Source organism: Sphingomonas bacterium, from assembly GCF_903644055.1.
In the GTDB taxonomy this organism is placed as follows: Bacteria; Pseudomonadota; Alphaproteobacteria; order Sphingomonadales; family Sphingomonadaceae; genus Sphingomonas_I.
Genome location: NZ_CAHJXD010000134.1, coordinates 1 through 4,863 on the forward strand (window position 1 = coordinate 1; position 4,863 = coordinate 4,863).

Genomic DNA, 4,863 nt, shown 5'->3' on the forward strand with positions numbered 1-4,863 from the left:
GTGATGCCGTAATCCTCGAGCGCGAGCACGCACAGCATCGCGGTGTAGCCGGCGGTGCCGATCGCCATCGCCTGCGCGCCGGTGAAGGCCGCCGGCAGCGGAACGAGCCATTCGGACTTGACCCGCGCCTTGTCCGCGAAGCCGCCGAAATGCGTTTCAGAAAGCCCGAAACCGTTCAGCAAGACCTTGTCGCCGGTCTTGAAACGCGGGCTTTCCGAACTTTCCACGGTCCCGGCGAGATCGATCCCGCCGATCATCGGCCATTTGCGCACCACCGGCCCCTTGCCGGTTATGGCGAGCCCATCCTTATAGTTGATCGTCGAATGCTCGACCGCGACGACGACGTCGCCCTCCATCAGATCGTCCAGACCGATCTGTGCGGTCTCGACCGTCTGGCCGTCATCGGTCTTGCTGATCCGCAGCGCGCGGAAAGTATCGCTCATGCCGTATCCTATTCGAGGGGGAGTTCGACTTCGGCGACGGCCTTCGCCATCACCTGCCCGGTCTGCGTCGTCATGGTCACCGCGACGACCGCGATGCCCTTGCCGCCCACCTTCTTCACCTCGCTGACGATACCGTCGATCAGGGTCGCGTCGCCGGTGAAGGCGGGGTTGCGATATTGCGCCTTCACGTGGCTGACAAAGCCCCATTCGCCCGCCCAGGCGGCAAGCGTGTCGATCATCCAAGCGCCCATCGACGCGCCGTAGCCGTAGCTGCGCGGCATGCCGATCTTACGCGCCCATTTCGGCTGAAGATGCCCGCGCGACGGGCCGTAATAGGCGCCGTCGGTCAGTTCAGGATTGAAGCGCTCCATCACCGGATCGCCCTCGTGGCCCTGGAAATCATCGGCATATCCGGCATCGGCGAACTGGTCGGCCGACCAGAAATCGCGCCGCGCGCCATACCAGGTGGTGAAGGGGTAAGCGCGCCATTCGGTGGCGAACGATGGCAGGCTGTGCGGCCCCAACACGTTGGTGACGAGCACGTCGCCTTCCTTCACGCTGGAGAACAGGCGCTTGTCATGCCCCAGCGCGCGCACGCTCTCGATGAAGCTTACCTTGCGCGCGTCGAGCTCGGCGAGCTGCTCGTCGGTCCATTCGGGATCTTCGGTCTCTTGAAAGGACTGCTTCTTGCTGGCGTTGGCGACGTTGTACCGGATCGTCGTGGAGCGCTGGATCGCGACACGCTCGCCGCAGGTGTTGATGTAGGTCGTGTCGCCGCGCTGGAAGCAGGTGGGCCCGGCAAAGGCGGTGTTGGTGACCTTGTAATCGAACGGCATCGGATAGCATTTGATATGCTCGCCCGGCCGGATTTGCGGGCCGAAGAACCACCATTCGTCCCCACCGAACAGCAGGGCCGAATTCTCGATCCTGCCGATGTTGGCGGGCCAGACGCCATGCGCGATCTCGGTGGAGGCGACGAAGCTCTGCGGTGCGACGATCTGCCCCCAGCGGCTTTCCGCGGCATAATCGGGATCGAAATGCAGCGGGTTGGGATAGTGCATTCCCTGAACCCAGCGGCGGATATCGTTGACCGCCACGGGCTCGCGCAACTGATGGACAGGCAGCGGCTGCCCCAGATAATTATCCAGATCCGATGCATCGAGGGGGATAAAATCTTCGCTATCGCTCACGGCGTATCACACTCCAGCCTTATAGGGATCGGCCTGCGAACGTCTGTGGACAAAGCCCGATTCCGTCTTGACGAGGGGCGTCAAAATCCGGACCGCCTACGACATTCGGAAGGCTGTCGCAGGCCATTCACCTTGTCGGCCAGAGTGCCCGGAATGTCGCGCTCTATCAAGACGGTCTCGCGCAGTGATGGCTAGCGTCCGGGGACCCCGTGACGATGTCGGAGAGCAAGTTGGCGCGCACTGTTGCGGAAGAAGGGCGCGCATGAGCGACCAGGACGATCAGGAAGCCGATCCCCTCCTCTTCGAGGTGACCGACGGCGTAGCACTCCTCACGCTGAACCGCCCGCATGAAGGCAATGCGATGGCGCCGAACATGCTGGTCGCGCTGGAGGCGGCGTGGCGGCGGGTCAACGACGATCTCGATATCCGCGTCGTGATCATGACCGGTGCCGGCGCGCGCCATTTCTGCACCGGCGCTTCGGTCGCCCAGCTCGAAGTCGGCCGGGGCAGCCTCAACAATCTGAGCCATCAGCGTGCCAATCTGTTCACGCCCCAGCAGATGCACGTCACCAAGCCGGTGATCTGCGTCGTGAATGGCCTCTGCAACGGCGGCGGGCTGCATTTCGTCGCCGAGGCCGATATCGTGATTGCGCACGAGCAGGTCCAGTTCATGGATACGCATGTCGCGGTGGGTCAGGTCTCCGCGCTGGAATCGCTGGGCATCGCGCGGCGGGCGGGGCCGGGGGCCGCGCTGCTGATGGGGCTGGCCGGGCGCGGCTATCGCATGCCGGCGACCCGCGCCTACCAGCTCGGCATGGTCGATTTGCTCGAGCCGACCGGCGAAGCGGCGCTGGCGCGGGGCTGGGAACTGGCGCGCGCGATGGCGCAGAACTCGCCGCAGGCGATGGCGCTGACCAAGCGCGCGATCTGGGCGGTGGCCAAGATGCACGATCCCGCCGCGCTGGAATTCGGGTGGGAGCTGCTGAAATCCCACTGGCGTCATCCGGATTTCGAGGAAGGCCCACGCGCGTTCGTCGAACGGCGCGCGGCGAACTGGAATCCCGATCCCAACGCCCGGCGCTGATCGCCGTCGCGATCACGCCAAACGCCGATTGCGTGCCGGGCCACTGGCGCGATAGGCAGCAACGAGTGAATGCTCAGGCAACGAAGGACGAAAGATGGCGACGGAAATCCTGCTTCCCAAGATCGGTTTCTCGATGAACGAGGGCGAGCTTGCCGAATGGCTGGTCGAGGATGGCGGTCAGGCGACCGAGGGCCAGCCGCTCTTCTCGCTCGAGAGCGACAAATCGACCAACGAGATCGATTCGCCGGCATCGGGCACGTTGCGCATCCACAAGCAGGCGGGCGAGACCTATGAGGTCGGCACCGTGCTGGGCATCATCGAGTAGGCGCGTTGCCGCTGCGCGTCGCGCTGATCGGAACCGGGTTCGGCGCGCGCGTCGTCGCCGGCTGCTACCGCGACGCGGGCATGACGGTGGACATCGTCTCGCCCCGCGATGCCGGGGCGGTACGCGCGGCCTGCGCGGGCGACGTGGACCTGGTCTCGATCCATTCGCCGCCTTTTCTGCATGCCGATCATGTCGGGCTGGCGCTCGATCATGGCCGCAACCTGTTGTGCGACAAGCCGTTCGGCACCTCCGCCGATCAGGCGCGGCGAATGCTGGATCGCGCGACGGCGGCGGGCGTGCTGCATTTCCTCAACTTCGAGTTCCGCTACGATCCGCCTCGCCTCGCGCTGAAGGCGTTACTCGACGATGGGGTGATCGGCGCGGTCCGCCACGTTCACTGGACAGCCTTCTCTTCGGGATCGCGTGTTCCGCTGAGACCCTATGGCTGGCTGTTCGACGAGGCGCGCGGCGGCGGCTGGATCGGCGCGTTCGGCAGTCACGTCTTCGATGCGCTCCGCTGGCTGGTGGGCGAGGTCGAGGACGCCCACGGCGAGACGCGCACGGATATCGCCCGACGGCCCGATGCCGCCGGGGTCCCGCACGACTGCACCGCCGAAGATGCGTTCGTCGCCCGCCTGACCTTCGCATCGGGCGCCACGGCGCTGATCGACACCGCCTTCGCCGCGCCAGCCAATCTGCCGCCACGGATGATCTTCATCGGCAGCGAGGGCATGATCGAAGCGACGGGCTCGACCAGGATCGCCATCATCGGCTCCGGCGAGGACCGTGTCATCGATTTCGAGCCTTTCGCCGGTGATCCTCACCTGCCCGCGATGCGCCCATGGGCCGCGGCCGTACGCGACTCGATCATCGCGGGTCGGCAGATCGAGCCTTGCTTCGCAGACGGCCTCGCCTGCGCGGAGATCATGGATCGCGTGCGGGCGGGCGGCGGTTGAGCCAGCTCGAACTCTGGAGCTACACCTTTCGGGATACGCCGATCGTTACCCTGGCCGGGGCGGCGGCGCGCGCCGGTTTCCGCTGGATCACCGCGACGCCCGATCAGATCGCACGCGAGGGGCTGAGCACTGTCGCGCTGCGCAGGGCGATCGAGCAGCAGGGGATCGGGCTGAGCGCGATCGACGGACTTTGCACCGTGCTCCCGGGTACGCCGCTCTACCGCAAGCCGGGAGAGCCGACCCTGGAACATTGCCTCGAACTCGCCACCGCGCTGGGGGCGCGGCTGGTCAATCTGGTGCACATCGGCGGTGGCCCGACCCCGATAGACGAGCTCGCCGCCGCCTTTGCCGAGGCCTGCGCGCTCGCGGCCGGCAGCGCGATCGAACTGGCGATCGAATTCCTGCCCGGCACCGGCATCCCGGATCTGCCGACCTGCGCCGCCGTGGTCCGGGCGAGCGGCGCGTCCAATGGCTCGATCCTGCTCGATACCTGGCATCTCGCGCGCGGCGGCGGCACGGTCGCCGATCTCGATGCCGATACCGCGATGCTGGTCGGCGGCCTTCAGCTTGCCGATCGATCGCCGGAGCAGGATCGCCAGCCTTATGTGCCGATGCGCGGCCGCAAGCTGCCGGGCGAAGGCGCGCTGCCGCTCGCGGAGATCGTCCGCCGGGTTCTCGCCGCCCGCCCGGACCTGCCGATCGGACTCGAGGTGCTCAGCGACGAGATGGACGAGCTCGGCCCCGAGGCCGGGTCGCGGCGGCTCGTCCAGGCCTGCCGCGCCTTTTGTATCTAGAGTCAGACTCGATCATGATTGCACGTATCCGGAGTGGTGGATGTAATTGGAGCATTCGCTTGGCGTGAAGC

Annotated in this window: 6 protein-coding genes; 4 read left to right on the forward strand and 2 right to left on the reverse strand. The window is 66.2% G+C overall.

All coding sequences use genetic code 11. The features are described 5' to 3' along the window. On the reverse strand, positions 1 to 443 hold a 443-nt coding region (locus HUU94_RS05840), incomplete at its 3' end, for an alcohol dehydrogenase catalytic domain-containing protein (protein WP_174274162.1). A gap of 8 nt (positions 444 to 451) precedes the next feature. Further along, positions 452 to 1,633 (reverse strand): FAS1-like dehydratase domain-containing protein, encoded by a 1,182-nt coding sequence (locus tag HUU94_RS05845; protein ID WP_254601995.1) that lies wholly within the window; start codon positions 1,631 to 1,633, stop codon positions 452 to 454. Between the two features lie 262 nt (positions 1,634 to 1,895). On the opposite strand from HUU94_RS05845, the gene HUU94_RS05850 reads away from it, so the two are divergent. The 4 genes from HUU94_RS05850 (at position 1,896) to HUU94_RS05865 (ending at position 4,792) form a co-directional block, all read left to right on the forward strand. Then, positions 1,896 to 2,717, forward strand: a complete 822-nt coding sequence (locus tag HUU94_RS05850) for an enoyl-CoA hydratase/isomerase family protein (protein ID WP_174274163.1) — start codon at positions 1,896 to 1,898, stop codon at positions 2,715 to 2,717. Between the two features lie 94 nt (positions 2,718 to 2,811). Next, positions 2,812 to 3,042: a biotin/lipoyl-containing protein gene (locus HUU94_RS05855; protein ID WP_174274164.1), complete on the forward strand. Its 231-nt coding sequence runs from the start codon at positions 2,812 to 2,814 to the stop codon at positions 3,040 to 3,042. 5 nt (positions 3,043 to 3,047) lie between these two features. After that, entirely contained in the window at positions 3,048 to 3,998 is a 951-nt protein-coding gene (locus HUU94_RS05860; RefSeq protein WP_217429569.1) for a Gfo/Idh/MocA family protein, read from the forward strand. Further along, positions 3,995 to 4,792, forward strand: coding sequence for a sugar phosphate isomerase/epimerase family protein (locus HUU94_RS05865; protein ID WP_174274165.1), 798 nt, complete (start codon positions 3,995 to 3,997; stop codon positions 4,790 to 4,792). The genes HUU94_RS05860 and HUU94_RS05865 overlap by 4 nt, the downstream gene beginning before the upstream one ends. Positions 4,793 to 4,863: the final 71 nt, after the last annotated feature.